Here is a 26,112-nt window from a genome sequence, read left to right as displayed (position 1 = left end):
GTCTAAAACGACTTGGTTTTTTATATATTTTGTAGTATAATACTAGGTATGAGAGTGAAATCTTACTTAGGCTTAAAATTCAATTTTTCTCATTGCAATTTTTTGTGTGCCGATTATGTGCATAAAAATGTTAGCCTAAGTTTACCCCCCCCCCCCATTTTCTCTATTAAGTAAAATATCTCTAATCAAAACTGCTAATACTTATTTTTCTCAATCTAAAAACCGCAGGGCTGAATTTATTCGGCTTTGCGGTTTTTTGTATAAATTTATCCTATTTAAAAGGAGGGAAACAGCTATGATTTGGAAATGAACGATTAACATACAAGATAAATTGAAAAGACGGGAGTTCTTATCCTTTGGGATAAGTGTGGATTGTAGTTTAGCTTAAAACTCAAAAATTATAACCCTCTAAAAGAGGGAAAGGAATGGTAATTTATGTATAAAGGTTTTGTATTAAACAATAAAAACAATGAGTTAGGTAATTTTCTATCAGATATTTATGTAAATTCTGATGCAAATATTATGAGCTATAAAAATATTCTTGATGAAATTACCTCAAATATAGAACTGTTTTTATCTGCTGATAAGATAAAAAATGAGTATTTTAGACCGATTAAAGCAGATGTCTTTATATCTCATTCTCATGATGATAAAAAACTAGCTCATAAATTGGCAACATGGCTGAGTGATTATGGTATAAGTTCCTTTATTGATTCGGATATATGGGGACATTATGCCGATATTGCTAAAAATATCGCTGCTGAGAACTTTTATAATCAACACGATAAAATCAGAACATATATAGATATTTCTCATCTTCTAAATATATCTTTAATGGATATGATAGACAGATGTCCATACTTCTTTTTTATCAAGTCATCCAATTCATTAGATTCTAAAAATATAACATATTCTCCTTGGATTTATTCTGAACTTAACATAACCCGCTATATACAAAAGAGTTCTCAAAGAATAGGATTTTCAAGAGAAAGTGCAATGCAGCATTTAAAAGAAAGAGCTTATGTACCAATTGGATTTACTGCAAATACATCACATTTAATTCCATTAAATGTTGATGCATTGGAAGTGATTGAAAAAGCTTTCGATAATGTAAATTTATTAAACAATCAAAACTCATCAATAGATAGTTGCATTCCAGATATTTTTAAAAGTTTCTTAGATGAGTTTGTATGGCCCAATTATGAGTAATAATATCGAAAAACATTTGGAGTTTATACAGGGAGTTATAACTCGTATGGCAAAGTGTTCATTTATAATAAAAGGATGGGCTATTGCCATTGCTACGGCAGGTATAACCTTGTTGTCAAAACAAGAAATAAGGTTTTTATATTTTTTTCCTGTATTTATTCTAATTATCGGACTTTGGACCTTGGACGGCTTTTTCCTCAGTCAAGAAAGAATGTATAGGGCTTTATACAATAAAGTAAGAAAAGAGAATAATACAGATTTTGATATGAATGCTTCTGTATTTAACAGCGGTAAAAATAGTTGGATATGTTCGACTTTTTCAAAAACTCTTTTATTATTTTACGGCATTATTTTTGCAGCTGTTATAATATTTTTTATTATAGCAACTATAAAATGCAAAATAGAATTTATTATTTAATAAGGAGAGATTAGCTATGAAAAAAACTAATTTCAAACTTAAGACTAAGGTCTTAAATCGGGCAGTATCGATTACTGCATTGTTGTTGGTTGCGGGGCTCTTATTTACAGGCTGTCCGCAAAAAGTAAAGGAAGAACCTAAACCTGTCTACTACACTGTAAGTCTTGTACATGAAGGCGGAAGCCTTACAGCGAATCCTGTCTTACAAGGAGGCAAGGTCTTAAAGGACAGCGAGATTACATTTACAGCGACACCTGCAAATCCTTCAACTCATATGGTTGATACATGGGAAGTTACGGGCGGACAAATAGTTACAGGCGGTAACTCTGGAGATACAAATGTAAAGGTAAAAATTACGGGAGATACTACGGTAAAGGTTACATTTAAACTTAAGCCTGTTTACTACACTGTAAGTCTTGTACATGTAGGCGGTATCCTTACAGCGAATCCTGAGATACAAGGAGATAAAGCCTTAAAGGACAGCGAGATTACATTTACCGCAAGCCCTGCAAATCCTTCGACCCATGAAGTTGATACATGGGAAGTTACCGGTGGAACAAAGATTTCAGGCGGTGAAGATGGAAGCATAAGTGTAAAGGTAAAAATTACGGGAGATACTACGGTAAAAGTTACTTTTAAACCCAAGCCGTCTTTTACCTCTTTTGACATACCCAAGGCAGGTATCTCGAAAGCAGGCACCACACTCATTGCAATGGTAAGGGGAATAAACTTTACCGCTCCCGGTGTAGGGCAGAGTAATTTTACCGTAAACTGTACGGCTAAACCTTCAATTACAGAAGGCTCTGCCGTTACCATTCTAAGCGACACGGAACTTACAGTAAGCCTAAAAATCCCCGGAGATGCCGGAGATTATACCGTAACAATTACAAGCGGAGATCAAAGTCTTAACGGCACATTTAGTGTAAAAGACTATACCGCCTACACCGTAGGAAAGATAGTCTTAAAAGACGGAAACCTTGTTTCTAAAGATGATTATGAGGGAATAAACGAGAGCAATCCTCCTGTGGCTGTTATTGCAGGGGTAAACGGCTATGGAAGGGCAATAGGCATAGCCCTTCATATAAGCGAGTCAGATTTATACTGGGCGATTGGAAGTACCGGCTCTAATACGAAGTTTGAAGGTATAATCTGTACGCCCAGTGGAAGTAATGCCTCAACGGCAACCTTTACTGGAGACCTTGACGGAAGCGATAACTGGGATTATATATGCAGTCAAGACCCTGCGGGTACGGCAAATGCAGCAGAAAACTATCCTGCCTTTGATTGGGTAAACCGGTATAATACAACATATAGTACTGTTTTGGCAGGAGCGGATATCAAGTGGTATATGCCGAGCCTTGCCGAGCTATGCGAGGTGTATAGGAACCGCATGACAATCAATGAGAGCCTTGCAAAGATAAAGGGTTTTAACAGTTCCTATGCCGCTTCAAGTCTCGGTGATTCGTTGTTTTTGTTTTCGTCGTCTCAGAATTCCGACGACAACAGGCGCACATGGCAAGTCAGTTTCCGCTATAACTACGTGAACAACATCTTCAAGCTGTTTGTTAGCAGAGTTTGTTGTCTGACAGGCTTCTGATAAAAACGGTGCTTCCGTGCACCGTTTTTATCGGTTTTGAACCACCGCCGTCCATGGCGGTGGTGGATTAACTATTTAAATTTCTAAGCCGCCATTTAGGGCGGTTTAGAAAAAATATAAGGAGAAAAATTAAAATGACCTATGTTAAAAATTGTAATCGTGAACCAGAGGAAGGATCTATGATTGAAAAATGGGAAGAATATACAGGAGAAAACTGTCCTACATATTGTTCAAATGCTAATTGCGGTAATAAGCTTGATGATGATAATAAATGTGGAGCACATGTATATGAATGCAATAAAGATGGTAAGTTGAAAAGTAAAACCATATATATAGTTCCACTTTGTAAAGAATGTAATCACTACACTAATAAAAATCCTATGAAAATCGATGATGATTATTTACTGGCTCCGTTGAATGAATTAAATAAGTTATAGAGATACAGTACAGTTTTAATCATATAGGTTTATTAGAGGAATTTTGCCCTTATGAATTTTCAGTTTGGATTTATAAGGGCATGCTTTTTACATAAGGTTAGCCGAGACAATAAATAGAGACAAGGCTGCTCCGTCAGGGTTCTTCCCCTAATCTACAATTTTTCTATCTCAGCTTCAGAAAGACCGGTAATTCTCATAATAAAATTATTATCACATTTTTCCATTTTCATAAGTCTAGCTGTTTCTATTGATTTTTGCTTTAAGCCGTCTGAAAAACCTTTATACCTAGCGTCCATCTCAAAAGTAGATATTAATCTATATTCTTGCCTTGCTTGTATATATTAGGGGGAGAGAACGCCCCGTTCAGAGCTTACCCTAAAGCCAAATTCGCAAAATGGGCCAGGCAAAAAGAAACCTTGAACTTTTTAATGCCGGTTATTCTTATGCGGGAATAACCGGCGTTTTTATATATGGTAACCTCTAATACCGCAATATTTTGCAAATTTTCTATCACGATTTTTCAAAAACTCTTGACCATTTTTTTTTCTATTAGTATCTTCTTATAAGATATAGAGATAGTTGGAGTTCAAATGAGCAAAAATCATGAAAAGCAGGCCGATAAAAAACAGGCTGCTAAGGAGGAACTTGAAAAGGACCTTCAGCCGAAAGATGAGTCTGCGGTGAAAGATGAACAAGGAGCCGGATGCGGTTGCGAAGCGCCAAAAGAAACCCCGCAAGAAGACAAAGCAGAGCATAACAATTCTACTGATAACAAAAACAAAGAAAAAGATGATGCCGCTTTGGAATGTACAAAAAAAATTGAAGAACTGGAAGCTAAATGCAGGGACTGGCAGGATCAGTATTTGCGCAAGGCTGCGGATTTTGAAAACTACCGCAAGCGTATGATTAGGGAAAAGCAGGAAGCTATAGACTACGCAAACAGCAATCTGCTTTTGGATCTCGTACAGGTGCTCGATGATTTTGACAGGGCTATTGATGCCGGCAAAACTCAAGGCGGAGAGGCCGCAAACAATGCCTTTGTAGAAGGTGTCGTCATGATAAAAAACCAGATGGTTTCTATGCTGAGCTCAAAGTACGGGCTTAGTTATTATCCCGCAAAGGGAGAAGCCTTCGACCCCAATCTTCACGAAGCCGTTTCAATGATTCAGTCTCCGGATGTAAAAGAGGCTGTTGTAGGGGAAGAGCTTCAAAAAGGCTACAAACTAAAGGAAAGAGTGATTCGCCACTCCAAGGTAATGGTGCTAATGCCTGCCGAAAAGCAGGATGAACAAAAGGCGGAAGAAAAAGAAACCGCCGATAAAAAAAACGAAAATTAGATTTATAGGAGATATTGAAAATGGGAAAGATTATTGGAATTGACTTAGGAACAACTAACTCTTGTGTGTCGGTAATGGAAGGCGGCGAGCCCGTTGTTATACCGAACTCTGAAGGCGGAAGAACTACTCCGTCCATTGTAGGCTTTACCTCAAAAGATGAAAGGGTTGTAGGCCAGCCTGCAAAAAACCAAATGATTACCAACCCTGAAAGAACCGTTTATTCGGTAAAGCGCTTTATCGGCCACCGATACAGCGAGCTCACAGACGAGTTAAAGCGTGTTCCTTACAAAATCGTACCTCAGGGAGAAGATGTACGAATCGACATTGACGGAAAACTTTATTCCACACAGGAAATTTCCGCCTTTATTCTGCAAAAAATGAAAAAAACCGCCGAGGACTATTTGGGTGAAACCGTAACCGAAGCCGTTATAACCGTTCCGGCTTATTTTAATGATGCCCAAAGACAGGCAACAAAGGACGCCGGAAAAATTGCAGGCTTGGAAGTAAAACGAATCATAAACGAACCGACAGCAGCTTCTTTGGCTTTCGGCTTTAACAAGGATTCCAAAAAAGAAAAAACTATCGCCGTATATGACCTTGGAGGAGGAACCTTCGATATTTCTATCCTAGAATTGGGTGACGGAGTTTTTGAAGTAAAATCAACAAACGGAGATACTCACCTTGGCGGTGACGACTTTGATAACAGAATAGTAAACTGGCTGGTTGATGAGTTTAAAAAAGATACCGGAATTGACCTGTCTAAAGACAGAATGGCCTTACAGCGCTTGCGTGAAGCCGCTGAAAAGGCAAAGATTGAGCTTTCTTCGGTTGCAAACACAGATATAAATCTCCCTTTTATTACAGCCGATGCAAACGGACCTAAGCACTTACAAAAGAGCTTATCCAGGGCTAAGTTTGAGCAAATGACTGAAGACCTATTTGAAAGAACAAAGGAGCCTTGCAGAAAGGCCTTAAAAGATGCGGGTATCACCCCCGATAAAATCGATGAAATTCTTTTGGTCGGCGGTTCAACTCGAATGCCTAAAATTTTGCAGATTATAAAGGAAATTTTCGGAAAAGAAGGTTCTAAGAGCGTAAATCCCGACGAAGCCGTAGCAATGGGGGCCGCTATTCAGGGCGGCATCTTGGGCGGAGATGTTAAAGACGTTCTTCTCTTGGACGTTACTCCTCTTTCTTTAGGTATTGAAACTATGGGAGGCGTATTTACACCTCTTATCAACCGAAATACTACGATCCCGACAAGAAAGAGTCAGGTATTCTCTACAGCCGCTGACGGACAAACTGCCGTTTCTATCCATGTATTGCAGGGAGAACGGGGTATGGCCAGCCAAAACAGAACCCTCGGCAATTTTGACCTCGTAGGCATTCCTCCGGCACCGCGCGGAGTTCCGCAGATTGAAGTTACCTTTGATATTGACGCAAACGGTATTGTGCACGTTTCGGCAAAAGACCTCGGAACCGGAAAAGAACAGCATATCAGAATCGAAAGCTCAAGCGGTTTAAGCGAGAGCGAAATCGATAGAATGGTAAAAGAAGCTGAAGCCAATGCCGAAAACGATAAGCTGGAAAAAGAAAAGGTTGAAGTAAAAAATAATGCCGACTCTCTTATTTATCAAACCGAAAAGACCCTCAAAGAAATGGGAGACAAAATAGGAGCTGCCGATAAGCAAAAAATTGAAGCTGCAATAGCGGACTTGAGACAGTCCCTTAATTCAGATAATACTGCGGACATCAAGGCAAAGACCGAAAGTCTCCAACAAGCCGCTTATAAAATTGCAGAAGAAATGTACAAGCAGCAGGGAGCTCAAGCTGGTGCCGATCCTAACGCCGGCAGTTTTCAAGGAGCCCAGCAGGGAGGAACCAATTACGGTACTTCAGGTCATAAAACCGGAACAGCCGATGATGTTGACTATGAAGTCGTAAATGATGATAATGATAAATAAATTTTAAGACTTAATCTTATTTGCGATGTTTTTCATAAGCCATTTTTCTGTAAAGGCTTATGAAAAACTCGCCATTTTTATATTGGGAGTTTTTAGTGCCGGCATCTAAAAGAGATTATTATGAGGTTTTGGGCGTAGATAAAAAAGCCTCAAACGATGACATAAAAAAAGCATATCGAAAATTAGCAATCAAATATCATCCCGATAAAAACCAAGGGGACAAGGTTGCTGAAGAAAAGTTTAAAGAAGCTACGGAAGCTTATGAAATTCTTATCGACGAAAAAAAACGCAGCATGTATGACCAGTACGGACATGCCGGTGTAGATGGAATGTCCGGAGGGGGAGGCTTTGATCCTTCGGCCTTCCAAGGCTTTGAAGATATCTTCGGAGGTAATTTTTCGGATATTTTTGAAAATCTTTTTGGAGGAGGCTTTGCTCATTCATCAGGTTTTTCAGGCCGTCATGCAGGGCCTATCCGCGGTTCCAACCTTCGTTATGATCTTCAAATATCTTTTGTTGATGCCGTTTATGGTAAAAAGGCCGAGTTAAGCTATACCCGTAATGAAAAATGTTCCGAATGTCACGGAACCGGAAGCGAAAGCGGAAGTTCAAAAAAAATGTGCCCCGACTGTAAGGGTACCGGACAAGTGCGTCAAAGTACAGGTTTCTTTTCTATATCGAGACCATGTCCTACCTGCGGGGGTGAGGGCTCCATAATCGAAAAGCCGTGTAAAAAATGCGGAGGAAGCGGCCTGGAACGCAAAAAGCAGCGCATAATAGTTACCATTCCCGCCGGTGTAGAAAACGGAAAACGGATTACTATTCCCAGTCAAGGAAATGCAGGCCAAGCCGGAGGAGACTATGGAGATCTCTTTGTCTTTATCTTTGTTCAAGCTCATCCTTATTTTGAACGGAACGGAATAGACCTCTACTGTGCTGTTCCCATCTCAATGACTCAAGCGGCTTTAGGAGGAGAAATAAACATCAAATCTCTCGACGATAAAACCTTAAAACTTAAAATCCCGGCCGGGACACAGAATGGAAAACTGTTAAGGATTCGAGGTGAAGGCGTTCCTACAGGGATAGGCCGAAAGGGAGACTTATACATTCAAATTCAAGTGCAAATTCCTTCAAAATTGTCATCAAATTCAAAAAAACTTTTGCAGGAAATTTCGGCACTGGAAGGCGAAAATGAAAATCCTAACCTTATCCCTTTAAAAGATTTACCCTAAAATTTGATAGGCTTTTTTAATTTAGGCTTTATCTTTATTTTGTTTTATGGTATAATATCTCCTAAGCTGAGAGGTCATAATGATTAAATTACGAAAATTGCTTTCAAATATTCTGATAAGCTTTGCAATGGGCAGCGTTTTTGCTCTTTTTATGATATTTGTAAGCCCAAGGTTTTTGTTTTTAGGTAAATTTTACTCGGCGAATGATATGACTTTGGCTTTAAGCCGATTAGCAAGGATTCCTGAAATAACTCAAGTGCACCGTTTTATTATAGGAGCTTTGGTTTTTGTAATTGTTGCAATCTTTACGGATTATCTTTTGCGAAGTTTTTATAAAACAGTAGAAAATAAAGAATACGATAGACCTAAAAATAAAATATTTGACGGTTTTTTGGAGAAGATGAGATTCTGCTATACTCTCGAAAACCTGATAGAAGCCGCACAAAATGAACTTGAGTATTCCGGTGATTGCTCTGTAATGCTCATAGATCCCAAAGAAAATATTGTTTTATATAACAGCAGCTCAAGGTTTGTTTCTTCCCCCGAAACATTTACTTCCCTCCATGAAATCACGGCAGAGTATAAACCCGGGGTTTATTTTTTTAATGCCGATATGCAAAAATGCAAAATTAAAAAAGCCCGCATCGCTGCCGTAATTTTAAAAGATATTCATTTTTTTGTTATTTGCGGATACTTTAATGAAGTAGAACCCGAAATTTTTAATACAATGTTTTCGGAATTTGTGAGTTATCAAAACAGGGTTTCTACTCTTGAACAACTTTTATATTTTTCGGAGTTAAGCCAAGAATGGGACATGGTTGCTAGTACGCAGAGGGCTTTCTTGCCTCAGCAACTGCCTGATATGCCTATGCTTGAAATTGCTTCTTATTTTAAACCTCTTGTAAATGTTTCAGGTGACTATTATGATGCTATAAAAGTTGATGAGCATAAGACCCTTTTAATTGTAGGAGATGTTTCCGGTAAGGGACTTTCAGCTGCATTGGTTATGGGTGTCGTGGTAAATACAATTAAGATAGCAAAAAATAAAGAAGACCTTTCCGGCCTTGTTCTTGCAGTCGATAGTGCAATAAAAAGAATGGGACTTTTGGATAAATATACGGTTTTATTTTTAGGCTTGATTGACACTGAAAAAATGACGATAAAATATGTTAATGCTTCAATGGAAGACCCAATGATTCTTACGGAAGCACCCGACGGATACAAGGTAAAGATACTTGAGTCTACGTGCAGTATTGTCGGGATTATTGATTTTGATAAAATAGAAGTTAAAGAAAGGCCTCTTTATCGAGGTGATGTAATTTTGATGATGACGGATGGTATTCCTGAAGCTATGAATCATGCCGGTGTTGAATTAAGTGAAACGGAGACATATATAGACTCTATAAAATCTTTTGCTCAAGGTAGTGCAAAAGATATTGTAGAAAATATTGTAAATATGGCCTATGCTCATACCGGTGATCAGCCTATGAGGGATGACATTACAATAATGTGCGCTAAGATTAAGGGGTAAGTTATGGGACTGATTGTTTTTGTATTCTTTTTTCTTGTAGTTTTAGCTATATTGGCGATAAACCTAGTTTACAAAAAGGCCCCTTATGCAAAAGACCTTTTTATGATCGCAGGTACTATAGTCATAACAACTTTGCTATTTTTGCTTTTAATATTAGCCCTGTATTTTAACTTTTCGAGCATAATTGTTATTCTTTCTAAAATATTTATAGTTGGAATGGTTTTTGTCTCATTTTTCACCTTGCAATTTACCGTAAAAATGCCTTATTTTGAGCGTAAAAAAAATATTCCGTTTACGGTGTTTAACTCTATTTTACATTTAGGGATTGCTGTTCTTGCAGTTTTATTTATAAGAGGCTTTTTTTGGAATGCTCTATCAGGTTTTAAATTCAATTCAGAGATGATTGCAGGAATTCCTGCTGCAGATATTTTTTTGATGACAATCCTTTTGGCTATGCCTTTTTTTGCCATGCTGATTTCAATTTATAAAATTTTTAAAGAAAAAAGCGGAATTTACAGGCAGCAGATGATAATATATTTTGCAGCACTTTTTTTTAGCGCAATTCTTTGGGGCTTTGTATATTATCTTTCTACTATTTTTTCATGGGCAATAGCTATAACGCCCTTGGGATATTTGCTTTTAGTTTTTTTTACCTCATCAGGTTTTTCTACCTCAATGGTTTACGACAGAAAACAAATAGCTTTTGCCTTATTGCGGTTCCTGATCTTTATTTTAATTTTTGCTGCAATTACAGGGTTTTGGGCTTCGTTAGTTTTAACCTCTATTCGTAGTTTTTATATTCAGATTGTTTTGCTGATGATAGGTGCTGCTGTTTTTTTTGTTATTAGAAATTTTGTATCACAAAAATTTAAATGGCTTTTGGGCGATACTTCCGAATACGCAAAAGTTATAGAAGAAAAATTACAGCACATTGATTATACTGAAGGCCGTGAAAAAGTCATGGAGAACTTTTCAAATATTTTATTGGAACACTTACATACCAGTTCTCTTAGTATTTTAATTGCCGGCGAAAATGAGATATTGGAACCTGTTTATTCTACATTAAATGTAACGTCTACTTTTAATACTAACAAACCTGTTTTTGAATTTTTATTAAATGAAAATATTCAGGTTATAATGCGGTCCCAAGTTTTGACAAACCCTGATTTTGCGGACGTGAGAAGTGACTTGATCGGTTTTATGAACAGTACATATGCTGAAATATTGATTTGTGTTCGTGAGGGACAAAAATTGATAGGTGTCATTTCCGTGTCTGCAAAAAAACGAAAAGAGGCCTACACTTCATATGATTTTGATGTATTAAAGAATCTTTATTCTTACTTCTTTTTGGTTGTTTATTATTTAAGAAATATAGCGAAGCAGGATATAGTTCTCATTCTTGACAGAGAAATAGAAATGTCGGATCAAATTATCGGCTCAATTCAAAAGAATATAGATATTGTTGAAAAAAAATCAATAGAAGTGGACTCTGTAGCTTTTTCTGCTCACCAATTGGGCGGAGATTTTACCGATTTTATTAGATTATCTGAAAATCGGTATTTATTTTTGATAGGGGATGTTTCCGGTAAGGGATTGAGCGCAAGTATGTCTATGGTAATTTTAAAATCTGTTATTCATACTTACCTTTCGGAAACTCCTGATTTTAAAGAGCTGGTTGTAAAAATAAATTCTTTTATTAAAGATAATCTTCCGAAAGGAACTTTTCTTGCAGGACTTTTTGGAATTATCGATTTTAAAGAATCTACAATATATTATCTTAACTGCGGTATTCCTCTTATGTCGATGTACATTGATTCTTATAAAAATGTTATTGAAATTCAAGGAGAGGGAAGGGTATTAGGTTTTGTAAAAAATATAAGGCCGTTTTTAAAGGTAAGAAAAATAACAATGAACCGTAATGATATTATTGTTTTTGTTACTGACGGTTTATTGGATTCTAAAAACTTAAAAGGAGATAAATTCGGAAATGATAGAGTAAGCCGTTTGATTGCTGCAAATAAGACAAAGTCGGCAAGTGAAATTTCGAATGCTATATATAAAACTTTCTTGGATTATATTGCTCATGAAATTGAAGATGATATCACTATTATGACATTCAAACATATATAAAGGACGTGCTATGGAAAATTTGATTATTACTGAATCGAAAGTATCGGGGTGTTTATTATTGGCTATTGAAGGAACCGTTAATCTATATACATCAGGTGATTTTGAAAAAAAAGTATATACTGCAATTAAGGACAATGATGTTATCTTAGACCTGTCTAAGGTACAAGCTCTTTCGTCATCGGGAATAGGTGTTTTAATGACGGCTCATAACGAAAGCGAAGAAAATGGTCATAAGATGTATATGTTAAACCCTGCCAAGGATGTCAAGATGGCTTTGGATTCGACGGGTTTTTCCGATGTGTTTAGAATTATTCATTCAATTGACGAAATATAAATAATTTTTTCTCAAGGATTAAATATGTATTTTAATCTAAAAAGAAATATATTTATTATTTTATTTTTTGTTTTATTAATTGTCGGGTATACGGAAGACAAATCAAGTGACGATGAAGATATATATAAAAAAGTTTATACATATATTTCAAGACGCTTTCCTAAACAAATTTTTAATAAAATAAACAATAATCGGAGAGAATTTTTTAAGGATTTAAATATTGTTCTGAAAAATGAAAAAGAAGATGAATTGATTTTGGTGGATAAACTTAACCGTCTTGATGAAAATTATAAACCCAAAAATATTATATTATTGGTAAATATAAAAGACAGAAAATATGTTCTTGATCGTACCAATATCTATCTTGCAAAAATTGCGGAACGTCCCTTACAAAAAATGGCAGAAGATGCAAAAAAGACTGGACTAGAAATAATGGTAAGTTCAGGTTATCGGTCTTATAGCTACCAAACTAAGCTTTTTTCAAAATATGAAAAGGAGTATGGTAAAAAAAATGCTCTGTCTTTTTCGGCTCCTCCCGGAGCAAGTCAGCATCAACTGGGTACTGTCATTGATTTCGGCACTATTGATGATTCTTATGCCGATACGCCTGAAGGTAAATGGATGCTTAATAATGCGTGGAAGTACGGCTGGTCTTTATCTTATCCTAAAAATATGGAGCATATTACCGGCTATAAATGGGAGTGCTGGCATTATAGGTATTTGGGAGTTGAGGCTTGCAAGTTTCAAAAAGAATGGTTCGGTGATATCCAACAATATATGTTGGAATTTATCGACCTTTGGAAAAAAGAAAAACTTAATTAAACTTTTATGTCTTTTTCCGATAAACCGAATCCCTCTTCTTCATGAGTGTGAATCCCATAAGGTTCGATATGTACCATTACGTCATAAACATTTTCCATTTTTTCTTTAATTGCTGAAGTAACTTTTTCTGCAATGTTATGGCCTTCGCAAATCGTGATTGACGGATCAACTTCAATATCCAAATCTATATCCAGAAGATTGGCCATTCGTCTGATTCTTGCTCGGTGAGGATTATGAGCTCCTTCAACGGAATTGGCGGCTTCAAATAGCAGCTTGTACAAAAGCTCGTTAGTATTTCCGTCCATTAACTCAACATTTAATTCTATAAAAAGTCCTAGGCCTGATTTTATAATCCAAGCACTTACCAAAAGAGCCGTAATTGCATCAAAAATCGGTGCATTAAAAAAATAAGAGATTGCAAGACCCGTTAAAACCGAAGAAGAAAGGATAACATCATTTGTCATATTTTTTGCATTGGCTTGAATCATCATACTGCCGGCTTTTTTACCCATAATATACTGGTTTAAGGCTAAAAGAAGTTTTACTATAATTGAAGATACCGTAACAATAGCGGCAAGTATGTGAGGCATTATAATAATTACGGTTCCTTTATAAACATTTATCAGTTTTCCTGCTGCCGTAAGAAAGAGCTGAAAGCCTGCTGTCATAATTATAAAAGATAGAATTAGAGCGGCCATTGTCTCAGCCCGTTGATGACCCCAAGGATGTTCTTTATCTGAAGGCCTGTTTATTATAAAACTTACCGCAAGTGTAATAACCGATATTATAACGTCGGTTGCCGAATCTAATCCGTCACCAAGTACCGAAAGACTTTGTGCATAAATTCCTATAACAAGTTTTGCAATACAGATTATTATGTTTCCTATGAGGGCTGTAAGAGATGCAATTCTCACAAGCTTTATTCTTTTATCACTATCCATCAATCTTATTATATCAAAATAAAATAATAAAATCAATGTTTGATTAAATGGCAGGCTGTAAAATGCCCTTTTTCAGTTTCGATTAATTCCGGTGAAATTAATTTACACTTTTCAAAGGCTTTTGAGCAGCGTTTATAAAATCGGCAGCCTTGAGGGGGATTGATTGCACTGCTTATTTCTCCTTTAATATGAATACGCCGTGCCGACATGGGGGAGTCTATATCGGTGCTTGGGATTGCAGAAATTAAGGCTTGAGAATAAGGATGAAGCGGATTTTTATATAGGTCGGCACTTTTTGCGAATTCTACAAGTTTTCCCGAATACATAACGCCTACCTTGTCGGAAATATATTTTACTATGGATAAATCATGGGCAATAAACAGATAGGTCATTTTAAATTCTTTTTGAAGCCTTATCAATAAATTTATTATCTGAGCTTGAATTGAAACATCGAGGGAAGAAATAGGCTCATCACAAACTATAAAGTCGGGCTCCACTGCCAGGGCTCTTGCAATTCCTATTCTTTGTCTTTGCCCTCCCGAAAATTCATGCGGAAACCTATTGGCATGTTCGGGAACAAGGCCTACGGTTTCAAGAAGAGAGTATACGCTATTCTCCCTTTCTTTTTTTGTTTTATATAAATTGTGAGCTTCCATTCCTTCCGAAATAATTTGCGAAATTGTCATACGGGGATTAAAAGAAGCAAAAGGATCTTGTAAAATTATTTGAGCTTTCTTTTTAAAAGTATGCAGTTCTTTTTTTGAAGCCGAGCCGATTTCTGTTCCGTCAAAAATTATTTTTCCGGCATTAGGACGGTAAAGACCGAGTACTGTTCTGCCTAAAGTCGTTTTTCCGCAGCCCGATTCACCTACAATGCCCACCGTTTCTCCTCGGTTTACCGTGAAGCTTACATCATCCACTGCATGTAAAATTTCTTTACGGCCCAGAGTAAAATATTTTTTTAAATTACAAACTTCTAAAAGAGTATCAGCCATTGTTTTTTCCTTTTGCAAATTCATGTTGAAGCCAGCAGGAAGTAAAGTGTTCATCGCTTACTTTCATTTCGGGAGGTTTATGCGTAAGGCAAACTTTCATACATTTTTCGCATCTGTCTGCAAAGGCACAGCCTGCTGAAATAGAAAGCATATCGGGATGATTGCCTTCGGGTGAATAAAGCTTATTTTCTTTTAATTGATCTATTGAGGGGACGGCTGCAAGCAGAGCCTTCGTATACGGGTGTTGTGCATTTTTAAAAATATCTTCGGCCCTTCCGCGCTCAATAATTTTTCCGGCATACATAACCTGAATGCGGTCTGCAATTTCGGCTGCAACTCCTAGGTCATGCGTGATAAGCATTATGGCCGTCTTTGTTTCTTTTTGAATTTTTTGTATAAGTTCCAATATCTCGGCTTGAATTGTAACATCCAGTGCCGTTGTAGGTTCGTCGGCAATTAAAATTTTAGGATTGCTTGCAAGGGCTATCGAGATTAAAACTCTCTGCCTCATGCCTCCTGAAAATTCGTGAGGGTATTGCTTGAGTCTTTTTTTGGGGTCAGGAATTTGAGCCAGCTCTAAAATTTTTATAGTTCGCTCTAAGGCTTCTTTTTTGCTCAACCTTTGATGAATTAAAATGCTTTCCATAACCTGCTTGCCTATGGGCATTGTAGGGTTTAAATATGTCAGAGGATCTTGAAAAATCATGGATATTTCATTTCCTCTTATGTGCTGCATTTCTTCTTCGGAATATTCCAAGATATTTTTATCTTCAAAAATAATTTGGGACTTTTCGTGTATGCGTGTTTTTTTTCCGGGGAGGAGTTTTAAAATTGAATGAGCCGTAACGCTTTTTCCGCAGCCGGACTCTCCGACAAGTACAAGAGTTTCATCCTCGTATAGATTAAAAGAGATACCGTTTACCGCATAAATTGTTCCGCCGTAATTTTTGAAGGTAACCGATAAATCTTTAACTTGTAAAATAGGTTTCATTTGTACTTCCTTAAATGAGGGTCCATTGCATCCCGTAAAGCATCGCCGATAATTTGCAAGGATAAAATTGTCAGGCTTATAAATAGGGCAGGAAAAAATAATTGGTAAGGATAAAAGAGCATTGTCTTTTGGGCTTCCGATGCCAAAACTCCCCAGCTTGTATATGGAGGTTGAATTCCTAAGCCGATATACGATAAAAAGGCTTCCCCGAAAATAAATGAAGGTATATCAAAAGTTAAGGCGATTATCATAATGCTCACAGTGTTGGGAAGTAAATGCTTTATTATAATTTTAAATGAACTTGTGCCTAAGGCCTGCGCCGCCAAAATAAAATCCTGATTTTTTATCTGCAAGACTTGGCCTCGTACAAGCCGTGCCGTAAAGCACCAGCCTGTAATGGTCATTGCGATGATAATCGAAAAAATCCCCTTGCCGAAAATAAGAGAAATTAAAATAGCCGTAATTAAATAGGGAATACTTGAAAGTATTTCGACTATACGCATCATAATTGTGTCTGTCCTTCCGCCTGAATATGCCGAAATGCCTCCATAAATTAAGCCTATGCTCATGTCGATTGCGGCTCCTATAATTGCGATTATAAGAGATGCCCTCCCGCCTTTGCAGACCCTTGTAAATATATCCCGCCCCAATTCATCGGTTCCGAAAAGATAAGAAAAAGAGGGCCCTAAATTTTTTTCTTTTAAGTTTCCGTCATCAGCTGATCGGCCGCTTAAAATCGGGCCGAATAAACATATCAAAATAATTAAGCCTAAAACTACACATGAGAAAAGAGCTCTTTTACTTTTTTTAAACCTCCGTCTTACATCCTCCCAAAAGCCTATACTGACTCTTGTTGTTTGAAGTGTTTTTTTTGTTCTTATAACCGGTTCAAAATCCGATGGATTTAAATCAGGCTCTATAGCGGGACTATCATAGTTTTGAGTTATTTTTTTTTCATCCATATTTAAAGAACCTCATTTTTTGCTTGCACCTTAATTCTCGGGTCGAGCAGGTTATAAGCTATATCTACTATAATGAGAGATGCTACATATAAAAAAGAAATAAAAATAGTTTGCCCCATTACCATTGTATAATCTCTTTCTGAAATTGAACGCACAAAATAGGAACCTAGACCGGGAACCGAAAAAATATTTTCTATTATAAAAGTGCCCGTGAATGTAAAGGCTATTTGAGGGCCCAGCATCGTTATGATCGGTAAAAAAGCGTTCCGTAGAATATGACTTTTTATAATTCTTAGCTTTGAAGCTCCTTTGGCTCTTGCAGTTAAAATGTAATCTTGGTTTATAATATCCAAATAATTGGAACGCATGTAGCGGGAGTATTTTGCAATAGGGCCTATCGCCAAGGCTAAAGAAGGCAGGACGGTATATTTAAAACCTCCCCAGCCTGTAATCGGAAGAAGATTATATTTGATACCTAAAAAGTATTGCAGCATTTGACCTAGAACAAAATTAGGAACGGATATTCCTATTACTGCAATTAATATAACACTGTATTCGATTTTTTTTCCGCGGTTCGCAGCTGCTAAAATCCCTAACGCCAAACCTACGGAAACTCCGAAAAATAAGGCTTGAAGTCCCAGCCTTGCCGAAATAGGAGCATGGGTTTTTATTACATCGGTAACAAGTCTCCCTCTGTAATAAAGAGACGTACCCAAATCGCCCTTAACCAAAAGATTTTTCCAAAAAACTATATATTGAGTAAAAAGAGATTTGTCATATCCATATTGAGAATAAAGCTCGTTCCGTCTTTCTTCAGGTAAATTTTCAGCTATGGTTTCAATGGGATTTCCCGGAATAATATGCACTAGAAAAAAGGTAATACTTGCAACGATGAACATTGTAAGAATACCGTATAAAATTCTCTTAAAAATAAAGTTAAGCATATTGTAAACTGAGCCTTTTTATTAAACTTAAGGCTCAGAATACCATAAATTTTATATAATAGGAAGAGGTTAAGTCTCCGGTTATATTTTGAATTTGCCGACTTCTTCTACCATGGCTTCAATATTCATTTTATTTTTTTGTGAAATTCCCTTTACTTCGGAGCAAGAATTTTGTATTTGACTTGTTCCTGCCGACATTTCTTGTATGCTGCTATTGATTACTTGGGTCAGGTCTTCAAGTCTATTCATCTCTTTAACGGCATCTTCTCCGGCTTTTAGCATTTCTCCTGAGCCTGATTGAACTTCTACTGTGATATTATTTATATCCTGAATTGCCGACAGAACCTCTTTGCTGGAGCCTTCTTGCTCCCTCATTGCTTTCATAATGCCGCTGCTCATTGATTTGACATTCTCAGCAAGATCAAAAATTGCATTGAATTTTTCTTCTACGATTTTTGAAGAATTTGCCAATGTTTCAATTTCCTCCGAAAATTTCTTAAGCGCAGATGATATTGATTTACCTTGCAGACTTGATTCTTCGGCAAGTTTTCTTATTTCATCCGCTACAACGGCAAAGCCTCTGCCGACTTCTCCTGCATGGGCTGCTTCAATTGCAGCATTCATGGCCAACAGGTTTGTTTGGCTTGCAATGTGTTGGATTACATTGGAAGCTTCAATCAAGCTGCCTGACTCTTCTGCGATTTTTTGTGTAATCGAATTAGAAAGATGAAGAGCCTCTTTGCCGTAAACAGTTGATTCTGCCAATTCTTTAATTACCGAATCACTTTGATCCAAAGTTTTGGTAACAGAAGAAATATTAGCAACCATCTGTTTTATTGCAGAAGATGATTGTGTAACATTTGCCGCCTGATTATCAATTCGTCCGTCCAGCTGCCTTATTGTTTGAAGAATCTGTTCTACATTTGCTGTGGCTTCACTGACACTTGCCGATTGAGATTCTGCTTGCTCTTTTACTTTTAAAATATTCTTGCTTATTTGGCCTATTGAACTTGCAGTTTCAAACACATTGACTGCTAAAGTTTCTCCGGTTTGTTTCATCTCGAAAGTGCTGTTTGCAACATTACTTATTGCAAGGCCTATCTTTTCTATTGTTTGATTAAAAGAATTGGATAGGTCGGCAATTTCATCCTGCCCTTTCCCTGTTAAGCGGACTGTTAAATCTCCCTCTCCTTGAGCAATGTTTTTTAGGGCTTTAACCACATTTGAAATTCTTTTTGTTATGCCGTTTATTATAAGTGTTAAGATTATGATTGATGCAATAAAACCTATTACTAATATTATAGAAATAAGTTGAATTATATTTTTGCTTTCTTCATAGATTTCATTTTCAGGAATTGAGGTTCCTGCAAACCAGATTTCATTTGTGAGGCCGATCTTTATAGGAGTGAACACCTCAAGGTGCTTATTTCCATCTACGTATGTCTCAAGTAAAAACGGGGAAAGAGACCTTTTCGCATCAAAAAATAAATCGGCTGTTTCTTTATTTTCAAATTCCGGAAGAATTTTTGAGATTATATTTTTATTTTTATGTGCAAGAACCGTGCCTTTAGAGGAAATAAGAATTCCATAGCCGGACTCAAAAAAAGTTTGTTTTGAAAGTTCTTCCTGCATATAATCAAGGGAATAGTCAATTCCTGCTACTCCTAAAACTTTCCCTGTGGTATCCCGTATTGGAATTGCACTTCCTGCAACATAAAGCATCTTCCCTTGAATCTCATAATTATTGGGCTCAATCAAGATACCATGGCGGGAAGATTTAGGTTTTTCATACCAAAAGCTCTTTACATAGTCGGTTAATGGCACCATTGAAATCTTTCCGTTTATTTTTGTCCAATATGGGATAAACCTTCCCGTATCATCATGTCCTTCAATGTTTTTAAATTTATCGTCAAGTTGGTCAAGGGCATTAGGTTCCCAAACCGTCCATACATCTATAAATTTTTCAGAGTCTTTTAAAATTGTTTTTTGAATATTATTAAAATAATCTCTGCGGTTCTCAGGAGGAATTATATAAAATGATTCAAAACTTTTGACAAGGGCTTTATTTGTATCGTATACATTCTTTATAACCGATTCTACAAAGAATGCAAGATTTTGACTGGAATCATATAATTTTGTAACGGCATTTCGTCTTGAAGTTTCTCCCAGCCTTTTTACAAGAATGATACCCATAAAAATCAGAAGAGCTGCCAAAACTGAAATTAATGAAATTATTATTTTTTTCTTAATTGTTAAAGTTGCAGTACCTCGTATCACCTTAGGACTGAGGTTTGTTTTCCCTGTCGTCTTATTCATAATTCTATTCTCCTAAAGTATGATATAAAAAGAATTCAGTAATTGAAACGTGCTTATGGGCATACAGGCTAGAGTATTTTATTCTTTAAGAAGAATTATTTTATACCTAAAGAATAAAATGTTGTTCAAAAAAATGGCAGCACTCTGCAATTAATGATATACGGTCGTCGGGAAATTTACAAAAAAACATAAAAATGGTCAATAGCTTTTTATAAAATTTATTTTAAAAATTTTGACCTGTTTATTTTAGAGAAAATAATATTTAAAAGGCTGCTTTAAACTATTTTTATTTTTCTTTAAGTTCTATTTTTACACCTATAGATTTAAGCCTTTCAACTAAGTGTTCATAGCCTCTTTCTATTTGATAAACATTTCGGATAATACTTTCTCCGCGGGCACAGCAGGCCGCTATTACCATGGCCATACCGGCTCTTACATCCGGTGAAACCAATTCGCTTCCGTGCAGGGAGCTTGGGCCCGAAATAACCGCACGGTGAGGATCGCACAGGGTAATGCGGGCACCCATTCCGATTAGCTTATCTACAAAAAACATTCGAGATTCAAACATTTTTTCGTGGATTAAAACCGTGCCTTCTACCTGAGTTGCGATTACGGTCATAATACTTGTCAAATCGGGCGGAAAACCGGGCCACGGTGCATCATCTATTTTGGGAATCATTCCGCCTAAGTCGCAGTTGACCTGCATCTTTTGCTTATCAGGAACTGTCAGGGTTGTCCCTTCGAGGGACCAGCCTATACCTAATTTACCGAAGGCTACTTTTAACGGGCGCATATCTCTCGGCTCTATATCGGTAATTTTAAGCTGTCCGCGGGTAACGGCCGCAAGACCTATAAAGGATCCTACCTCCATATAGTCAGGGCCTATGCGGTGTTCTGTTCCGCATAATTTTTTGACCCCTTCAATAGTCAGAATATTGGAGCCTACTCCGCTGATTTTTGCCCCCATCTTATTTAACATTTTACACAGTTCTTGAACATGGGGTTCGCTTGCCGCATTTGTTATAATTGTTGTTCCTTCTGCGAGGCTTGCCGCCATAATAGCATTTTCGGTCGCTGTAACGGAGGCTTCATCCAAGAATATATCTTCGCCCATCAGTTTATGTGCAATAAAAGAAAAATTTTGATCCGTTTCAACTCTTGCCCCCAATTCAGTCAGGGCTAAAAAATGGGTATCGAGTCGCCGTCTTCCTATAACATCTCCTCCCGGAGGGGGAAGTACAGCTTTTCCTGTCCTTGCCAAAAGCGGACCTGCAAATAAAATAGATGCTCTTATCTTTGACGCAAGATCATCCGGTATCTTGCTTGTTTTTATTTTTTCTATTTGGAGTTTAAATACATTTTTTTCAAGTTTTTCGTAATGGCCTCCCAGAGCTTCAAAAACTTGAAGCATTACAAAAACGTCTTCAATTTCGGGAATGTTTTTGAGGATAATAGGTTCTTCCGATAGAATAGCAGCGGCTATACAGGGAAGGGCTGCATTTTTATTTCCGCTTGCTTTTATTGTTCCCTTTACGGGAAACCCGCCTTGTATGATATATTCGTGCATACTTAATCTCCTATAATAATGCGCCGTTTGCCTAAAAGGTCATTTACCGGTTTACTGAACGGTTATGACGGAAGCAATTCTCCCGTCGGCCGTGTACACATGATTTTTATTTGTATTATCAGGCAGTTGAGTACTTCCCGAAAAATAAGCATAGAACCATGTTCCTGAAGGCAAGTTTAAATCCAGTTCATATCTTCCGGGAGCGACTTCAATAAGGTCATACATAAAGGGATCCCAGTTATTAAATGAGCCTGCAAGCCTAATCTTCTTTTTCGATTCACCAAAATATATAAATTTTACTGAATTTTTATTGTTTATTTCGGTCTTATATTCTTTTTTGTATGGAATATCGATTCCGGACACGCTCATAGCGTGAGTGTGATCAAATATTGTGTTTTGATTCAAAGGATCGGAAGACCAAAGACCGTCTATTACGAGTCTGTACTGTATTTCGGTTAATTCATCAGGAATTGGAAAAATATAAAAGAAGATGGGCTTTTCGAATTCGCTTCGGCTTAGTTTTTTTAATGTATGAATCTGTTTATAATCCTCATGAGAAAAAGTTATGCCTACATGACGTATGCCTGTCGAAGTAAAAATTATATAACCATCTTTAATTTTAGGAGCTTCGATGCGGACAATAGACTCTACGAGTTTTTGATAAACTTCAGGTTCAATATTCTTTTCCGAAAAAGCTGCCGGTAAAAAAAGACTAATAAAAATTAATAAGAATAGTGATTTTTTCATACTCATCCTCATTTTAGTTTCGGAAAAATAAAAAAAATCTTAAGTAAGAGTTTAGGCTTCTGGCGGTAATACTTTTGCCCATTTTTTTATCAAAGCCTGCGGGTCTTCAGATTCAAGTAAATCTTTAAAAAAAGAATTTGCTTGAGGTACCTGGCTTTTTAGAACATCTAATTCCGGCGTGTTAAAACGGGAAAGCACATAGCCCGATATATCAGGCGAAGCATCTCCGCCTTGGGAAGAAAAATCGGGACGGCCTATTCCTATTCTTAGGCGGAAAAAATCTGCCGTATTTAAAACCGACTTTATAGACCGAAGTCCATTATGTCCGCCGAGGCCTCCCGACCACTTAAAACTGAGAATTCCGGGTTTTAATTCCAGCTCATCATGTACTATCAGAATATTTTCAGGTTTTAGCCTAAAAAACGAGGAAGCCGCTATTACGCTTTCTCCCGATAGGTTCATATAGGTTTCGGGTTTTAAAAGGTGAACAGCCCTGCCTCCGGTCATAAAAGAAGGCAGCTTTGCATATTGCCCTTTAAATTTCCCCTGCCATACTGCATTTAAGCCTATATCTATTGCATCACATAAAACCCAAGCTGCATTATGTCTTGTATTTTCGTATTTTTTTCCGTAATTTCCTAAAAAAACGATTAACTCAATCATCACATCTCCAATTACATTCTAAATTCTTCACCTAAATATATTTTTCTCGCAACTTTAGAGTTTAGAATTTCATCCCGTGAACCTTGTTCTACTATTTCTCCGCTGCCTATTATGTAGGCCCGATCTGTTATCTCTAAGGTGTCTCTAACGTTGTGGTCTGTTATTAAAATGCCTATGCCCTGATCGGCTAAAATGCGTATAATGCTTTTTATGTCATGAACTGCAATCGGATCAATTCCTGCAAAGGGTTCATCTAAAAGCAAAAACTTCGGTTCTATGGCTAAGGCTCTTGCTATTTCGGTGCGTCTCCTTTCTCCTCCCGAAAGGGTATAGGCTTGCTGCTTTCTGTTTGCCGTAATTCCAAATTCTTCAAGAAGAAATTCCAGTTTCTCTTTTTTTTGTTCTATGGAGAGGTCTTTTCGAGTTTCTAAAATAGCATAAATGTTTTGTTCTACCGTAAGTTTTCTAAAAACAGAGGCTTCCTGAGGTAAATAAGAAATCCCTGCATGGGCTCTCTTGTACATGGGCAAACTGGTTATTTTTTTCCCATCTAAATATATATCACCGGAATTAGGTTTGTAAAAACCTACAATCATATAGAATGTTGTAGTTTTTCCTGCTCCATTGGGGCCTAAAAGGCCGACGACTTCGCCTTGATTCATTGAAAAACCGACATCCTTTACGGCTTGTTTTTTTCTAAAAAATTTATTTAAGCCTTCAATTTTTAAGACGCTTTTTGTGTCAAACATTTGATTCTTCCTCTTGATTTTGAGATTTTTGAATATCTTCGGCTTCCGGAGGAGTTTCTTTTTCCTGTTCGACATAGCCTCGAACACGTCCGTCAAGGGCTATATCTTCGGTTTCAAGATTAACGGAAATTTTTCCAGCCTCAAATTCGTCCTTGCGTTTTTTTACAACAGGTCTTCCTGTCAATTCTACCTTTGATTCTTTTCTGTCATATAGGGCAAACATCGAGTTACAGGTTATGTCTTTATTTGTTATTTTGACATTAAAACGCATAATAATTATTTCTTGTTTCTTTTTATATTCAATAATTTCTGCATTAATACTGACATCATTTTTTGTGTCCTTAAGCTCCAGTTTTCCGCACATTGTAACCGTATCCGTTTTTCTGTCAAAATTGATTATATCGGCCTTAAAGCTGTATCCTTTTTCATCGTCCACTCCCTTTACCGAACCGCTTGCATTTACATATCTATAGTCCTTTCCGAAAATTTCGATACGGTCTGCCGATATGGTTAAGCTGTCTACTTTAATTTCTGCATTTCCTATTAAATTTGTGGATTTTTTATTTTCTGCTACAGAAGCGGTTACCTTGTCTGCTTTAAAACTTATAGTTGATTTTTGCGGGTTAATATCCAATAATGAGAAAAATATAAGGAAACATATTATAAAACTTTTATTGTTCTTGTGACTCATCATTTTTATTTTCTTCCTCAATTTCAGTTTTAATATCTCCTTCAATTGATTGTAAAAATTCGAATTCTTTTGATAGAGTGTTTGCCGCAAAGCCTGAACCTCTTATATAAAGCTCATCGCCTTGTTTTACTGTTACAAATCCGTCTTCTATTCCATACAGAATATTTTCATTTTTATCCCAAAAAAAAGCTTCACCCGAAATTATAAGGCCTTCTTTTAAATCTTGAAAAGAAACCTTTTGTCCTAAAAAATACTTGTTATTTTTTTCATCGATGTTAATAATTCCGGCACTCCCTTTGAGTTCGGCTTCGAGTTTTTCTTTTTCAACTGATTGTTTATCTATTTTAAAAAAGCGTAAGTTTTTTCCTGCCCATATTTTGTCGGAATCGTAAACCTCTAATTCTGTAAAATTTACACGTAAATTTAAGGAATTTTCTTCATATTTGTCCAAATTTGCATTTTTAAATACAAAATTCGGTTTTTTTTCAAAATTTTGTACCTCTTTGCTATAGTTTAAACTGCAAGAAAATGATATAATAGCTGAAATGGAGGCTGTAATCAAAATTTGAGCTTTCTTAAAATTCATAGTTTATTATACTATCTTTTTTAATCTTAGTCAAAAGCCTTTGCCTGATGATTGACATAATTCGGCAAAGGACGTAAACTATGAAAAAATTTAAAAAACAAATTTAACGATAACTAGGAGCCTAGAGTATGTCAGACTTTTTAACTGATCAAGAATTCCGTATGTTTAGCGATTTGATATATACCGCAAGCGGTATTACTTTTTCCGATACTAACAGGTCTATTTTGGAAAGCCGGCTAAAAGAAAAACTTAGGGAAAAGCAGCTTGAAAAAGTTTCCGATTATTATCAGATGCTCATAAAGAACTCGGAAGAGCAAAAGAATCTTTTAGACTCTGTTACGACCAATCTTACAAGATTTTTTAGAAATCAGCCTCACTTTGACGCATTGGAAAATTATGTTATTCCTGAACTTGTAAAAGTAAAAAGAGCAGGAGGTAAAAATAAAATAAAAATATGGAGTGCAGGCTGCTCAACCGGCGAAGAGCCTTATACAATAGCTATGGTTATGAAAAAACATCTTCCCGTAGGATTTTCAGCCGAAATTACAGCATCCGATTTATCTCTAAAATGTCTCCTTGTTGGAAAAACCGGCTTTTATCCGGAATCTAGGGTTGCAGGAATTCCGGATGATTACTTAAGATTGTATTTTGATAAACTGAATGACGGCTACCAGGTAAAAAAAGATATAATGCAGATGGTAAATTTTGACTATCATAATTTAAAGCATGATTCAAAGCATACCGACTTTGATCTTGTATTTTGCCGTAATGTTTTGATCTATTTTGATGAACCTGCTCAAAAAGATGTCATTGATAGGTTTTGGAGGGCTATGTCGCCAAAGTCATTTTTATTTATAGGACATTCCGAATCATTGTTCGGTATGGAAACTCAATTTAAGTTTGTAAAAACAGATTGGGCATGTTTTTATCAAAAAGGTTTTTGATTTTA

24 protein-coding genes and 1 pseudogene are annotated in these 26,112 nt (G+C 36.6%); 12 read left to right on the top strand and 13 right to left on the bottom strand.

Going from position 1 to position 26,112, the window contains the following annotated elements:
- The first annotated feature begins 435 nt into the window (after window positions 1-435).
- The 4 genes from E4N74_RS09470 (at window position 436) to E4N74_RS09455 (ending at window position 3,661) form a co-directional block, all read left to right on the top strand.
- The gene (locus tag E4N74_RS09470) at window positions 436-1,209 is read left to right on the top strand and encodes a toll/interleukin-1 receptor domain-containing protein (protein WP_255817298.1); all 774 of its coding nucleotides are present in this window, start codon (window positions 436-438) and stop codon (window positions 1,207-1,209) included.
- A 46-nt stretch (window positions 1,210-1,255) separates the two neighbouring features.
- Window positions 1,256-1,627, top strand: a complete 372-nt coding sequence (locus E4N74_RS09465) for a hypothetical protein (protein WP_255817296.1) — start codon at window positions 1,256-1,258, stop codon at window positions 1,625-1,627.
- A gap of 16 nt (window positions 1,628-1,643) precedes the next feature.
- Window positions 1,644-3,224, top strand: coding sequence for a hypothetical protein (locus tag E4N74_RS09460; protein WP_255817295.1), 1,581 nt, complete (start codon window positions 1,644-1,646; stop codon window positions 3,222-3,224).
- Window positions 3,225-3,358: 134 nt separating this feature from the next.
- On the top strand, window positions 3,359-3,661 hold the full coding sequence (locus E4N74_RS09455; protein ID WP_255817294.1) for a hypothetical protein: 303 nt from the start codon (window positions 3,359-3,361) through the stop codon (window positions 3,659-3,661).
- A 152-nt stretch (window positions 3,662-3,813) separates the two neighbouring features.
- Here the strand turns inward: E4N74_RS09455 and E4N74_RS12835 are convergent.
- Window positions 3,814-3,996 (bottom strand): annotated as a pseudogene (locus E4N74_RS12835) (hypothetical protein); the annotation flags it as partial.
- Window positions 3,997-4,251: 255 nt separating this feature from the next.
- Between E4N74_RS12835 and E4N74_RS09450 the strand changes: the two are divergent.
- The 7 genes from E4N74_RS09450 (at window position 4,252) to E4N74_RS09420 (ending at window position 13,011) form a co-directional block, all read left to right on the top strand.
- Window positions 4,252-4,998, top strand: a complete 747-nt coding sequence (locus tag E4N74_RS09450; protein WP_255817293.1) for a nucleotide exchange factor GrpE — start codon at window positions 4,252-4,254, stop codon at window positions 4,996-4,998.
- A 20-nt stretch (window positions 4,999-5,018) separates the two neighbouring features.
- Window positions 5,019-6,962, top strand: a complete 1,944-nt coding sequence (gene dnaK, locus E4N74_RS09445) for a molecular chaperone DnaK (RefSeq protein ID WP_255817292.1) — start codon at window positions 5,019-5,021, stop codon at window positions 6,960-6,962.
- Between the two features lie 59 nt (window positions 6,963-7,021).
- Entirely contained in the window at window positions 7,022-8,194 is a 1,173-nt protein-coding gene (gene dnaJ, locus E4N74_RS09440; RefSeq protein ID WP_044977755.1) for a molecular chaperone DnaJ, read from the top strand.
- 79 nt (window positions 8,195-8,273) lie between these two features.
- Complete coding sequence (locus tag E4N74_RS09435) at window positions 8,274-9,725, top strand: PP2C family protein-serine/threonine phosphatase (protein ID WP_044977754.1); 1,452 nt, start codon at window positions 8,274-8,276, stop codon at window positions 9,723-9,725.
- Between the two features lie 3 nt (window positions 9,726-9,728).
- Window positions 9,729-11,855, top strand: a complete 2,127-nt coding sequence (locus E4N74_RS09430) for a PP2C family protein-serine/threonine phosphatase (protein ID WP_255817291.1) — start codon at window positions 9,729-9,731, stop codon at window positions 11,853-11,855.
- Between the two features lie 10 nt (window positions 11,856-11,865).
- The gene (locus tag E4N74_RS09425; protein ID WP_044977752.1) at window positions 11,866-12,189 is read left to right on the top strand and encodes an STAS domain-containing protein; all 324 of its coding nucleotides are present in this window, start codon (window positions 11,866-11,868) and stop codon (window positions 12,187-12,189) included.
- A gap of 24 nt (window positions 12,190-12,213) precedes the next feature.
- Window positions 12,214-13,011, top strand: coding sequence for a M15 family metallopeptidase (locus E4N74_RS09420; protein ID WP_255805070.1), 798 nt, complete (start codon window positions 12,214-12,216; stop codon window positions 13,009-13,011).
- Here the strand turns inward: E4N74_RS09420 and E4N74_RS09415 are convergent.
- The 12 genes from E4N74_RS09415 to E4N74_RS09360 all read right to left on the bottom strand — a co-directional run bounded on the left by E4N74_RS09415 (window position 13,008) and on the right by E4N74_RS09360 (window position 25,163).
- A complete protein-coding gene (locus tag E4N74_RS09415) occupies window positions 13,008-13,952 on the bottom strand; it encodes a cation diffusion facilitator family transporter (protein WP_044977750.1) in 945 nt (314 codons plus the stop codon). The two genes, E4N74_RS09420 and E4N74_RS09415, sit on opposite strands and share 4 nt — an antisense overlap.
- A gap of 32 nt (window positions 13,953-13,984) precedes the next feature.
- Complete coding sequence (locus E4N74_RS09410; protein ID WP_255817290.1) at window positions 13,985-14,947, bottom strand: ABC transporter ATP-binding protein; 963 nt, start codon at window positions 14,945-14,947, stop codon at window positions 13,985-13,987.
- On the bottom strand, window positions 14,940-15,938 hold the full coding sequence (locus tag E4N74_RS09405) for an ABC transporter ATP-binding protein (RefSeq protein ID WP_255817288.1): 999 nt from the start codon (window positions 15,936-15,938) through the stop codon (window positions 14,940-14,942). The genes E4N74_RS09410 and E4N74_RS09405 overlap by 8 nt, the downstream gene beginning before the upstream one ends.
- Window positions 15,935-16,900, bottom strand: a complete 966-nt coding sequence (locus E4N74_RS09400) for an ABC transporter permease (RefSeq protein WP_044977748.1) — start codon at window positions 16,898-16,900, stop codon at window positions 15,935-15,937. Before E4N74_RS09400 ends, E4N74_RS09405 begins: the two co-directional genes overlap by 4 nt.
- A 2-nt stretch (window positions 16,901-16,902) precedes the next feature.
- On the bottom strand, window positions 16,903-17,844 hold the full coding sequence (locus tag E4N74_RS09395; protein ID WP_044977747.1) for an ABC transporter permease: 942 nt from the start codon (window positions 17,842-17,844) through the stop codon (window positions 16,903-16,905).
- A gap of 81 nt (window positions 17,845-17,925) precedes the next feature.
- A complete protein-coding gene (locus E4N74_RS09390) occupies window positions 17,926-20,160 on the bottom strand; it encodes a methyl-accepting chemotaxis protein (RefSeq protein ID WP_255817286.1) in 2,235 nt (744 codons plus the stop codon).
- A gap of 286 nt (window positions 20,161-20,446) precedes the next feature.
- Window positions 20,447-21,727, bottom strand: a complete 1,281-nt coding sequence (gene murA, locus E4N74_RS09385) for a UDP-N-acetylglucosamine 1-carboxyvinyltransferase (protein ID WP_044977745.1) — start codon at window positions 21,725-21,727, stop codon at window positions 20,447-20,449.
- Between the two features lie 51 nt (window positions 21,728-21,778).
- The gene (locus E4N74_RS09380) at window positions 21,779-22,474 is read right to left on the bottom strand and encodes an early set domain-containing protein (RefSeq protein ID WP_044977744.1); all 696 of its coding nucleotides are present in this window, start codon (window positions 22,472-22,474) and stop codon (window positions 21,779-21,781) included.
- A gap of 51 nt (window positions 22,475-22,525) precedes the next feature.
- Window positions 22,526-23,137, bottom strand: a complete 612-nt coding sequence (gene pth, locus E4N74_RS09375; RefSeq protein ID WP_044977743.1) for an aminoacyl-tRNA hydrolase — start codon at window positions 23,135-23,137, stop codon at window positions 22,526-22,528.
- Window positions 23,138-23,148: 11 nt separating this feature from the next.
- Window positions 23,149-23,886, bottom strand: coding sequence for an LPS export ABC transporter ATP-binding protein (lptB, locus tag E4N74_RS09370; RefSeq protein WP_044977742.1), 738 nt, complete (start codon window positions 23,884-23,886; stop codon window positions 23,149-23,151).
- On the bottom strand, window positions 23,879-24,580 hold the full coding sequence (locus E4N74_RS09365) for an LptA/OstA family protein (RefSeq protein ID WP_255817285.1): 702 nt from the start codon (window positions 24,578-24,580) through the stop codon (window positions 23,879-23,881). The genes lptB and E4N74_RS09365 overlap by 8 nt, the downstream gene beginning before the upstream one ends.
- The gene (locus tag E4N74_RS09360; protein WP_044977740.1) at window positions 24,558-25,163 is read right to left on the bottom strand and encodes an LptA/OstA family protein; all 606 of its coding nucleotides are present in this window, start codon (window positions 25,161-25,163) and stop codon (window positions 24,558-24,560) included. Before E4N74_RS09360 ends, E4N74_RS09365 begins: the two co-directional genes overlap by 23 nt.
- A gap of 128 nt (window positions 25,164-25,291) precedes the next feature.
- Between E4N74_RS09360 and E4N74_RS09355 the strand changes: the two genes are divergently transcribed.
- Window positions 25,292-26,107, top strand: coding sequence for a CheR family methyltransferase (locus E4N74_RS09355; protein ID WP_044977739.1), 816 nt, complete (start codon window positions 25,292-25,294; stop codon window positions 26,105-26,107).
- The last annotated feature ends 5 nt before the right edge of the window (window positions 26,108-26,112 follow it).

Origin of the sequence: Treponema putidum (assembly GCF_024401155.1) — a bacterium.
In the GTDB taxonomy this organism is placed as follows: Bacteria; Spirochaetota; Spirochaetia; order Treponematales; family Treponemataceae; genus Treponema_B; species Treponema_B putidum.
This window is presented reverse-complemented; position numbering and strand designations above follow the sequence as displayed.